At 65.3% G+C, this 1155-nt stretch carries 1 protein-coding gene and 1 pseudogene; both read left to right on the forward strand.

Features of this window, described 5'->3' with window-relative positions; translation table 11 throughout:
• Positions 1-76: pseudogene (locus tag ACXJKR_RS33065) on the forward strand (DNA-3-methyladenine glycosylase 2 family protein); the annotation flags it as partial.
• Between the two features lie 105 nt (positions 77-181).
• Positions 182-1153, forward strand: a complete 972-nt coding sequence (locus tag ACXJKR_RS33070; protein ID WP_457326462.1) for an acetyl-CoA carboxylase carboxyltransferase subunit alpha — start codon at positions 182-184, stop codon at positions 1151-1153.
• Positions 1154-1155 lie beyond the last annotated feature (2 nt).

Genomic DNA, 1155 nt, shown 5'->3' on the forward strand with positions numbered 1-1155 from the left:
CGCCTGGGCACCCTACCGTTCGGTAGCGGTTTGGTACATTTGGCGCAGCCTCGACCCGCTGCCTGTGGACTATTGAGGTCATTGTTCAACCACCCAGAGCGGGCCGCACGCCGGGACGCTCCAAAGCCGACAGACACCCGTCAAGGGATCAGCCGGCGTACTCACCGGACGAGGGGATCCATTGAGCAAAAAACATTTTCTGGAATTCGAGCAGCCCATCGCCGAGCTCGAGACCAAGATCGAAGAACTGCGCTATGTGCAGAGCGAGTCTGCGGTCGACATCTCCGAGGAGATCGATCGCCTCTCCAAGAAAAGCCAGCAGCTGACCAAGGAGGTCTACGCCAACGTCCTGCCCTGGCAGGTCTACCAGATCGCCCGCCACCCGCAGCGCCCGCAGACGCTGGACTACTGCTCGGAAGTTTTCACCGAGTTCCAGGAACTGCACGGTGACCGTCACTTCGCCGACGACGCGGCCATCGTGGGCGGCATCGCGCGCTTCAACGGCCAGGCCTGCATGGTCATCGGCCACCAGCGCGGCAGCGACGCCAAGGAGCGCACGCTGCGCAACTTCGGCATGCCGCGCCCCGAGGGCTACCGCAAGGCGCTGCGCCTGCTGAAGCTGGCCGAGAAGTTCGGCCTGCCGGTCTTCACCTTCATCGACACCATGGGCGCCTATCCTGGCATCGGTGCCGAGGAGCGCAGCCAGAGCGAGGCCATCGGCCGCAACATCCTCGAGATGGCGCAGCTCGAAGTGCCCATCATCGCCACCGTCATCGGCGAGGGCGGCTCGGGTGGTGCGCTGRCCATCGGCGTGGCCGACCAGGTGCTGATGCTGCAGTTCGCGGCCTATTCCGTCATCTCGCCGGAGGGCTGCGCGTCCATCCTGTGGAAGAGCAGCGAACGCGCCTCCGAGGCGGCCGAGGCCCTGGGCATCACGGCTCACCGCCTGAAAGCGCTCGGCCTGATCGACAAGATCGTCAGCGAGCCGGTGGGTGGCGCGCACCGCGACGCCAAGCAGATGGCGTCCAACCTGAAGCGCGCGCTGAGCGACGCACTGCGCCAGGTCAGCGACCTCAAGACTCGTGAACTGGTGGACCGCCGCTACGAGCGCCTGCAGGCCTATGGCCGATTCGGCGACACCAAGAACAGGTGATG

Source organism: Roseateles sp. P5_E11 (assembly GCF_054049355.1).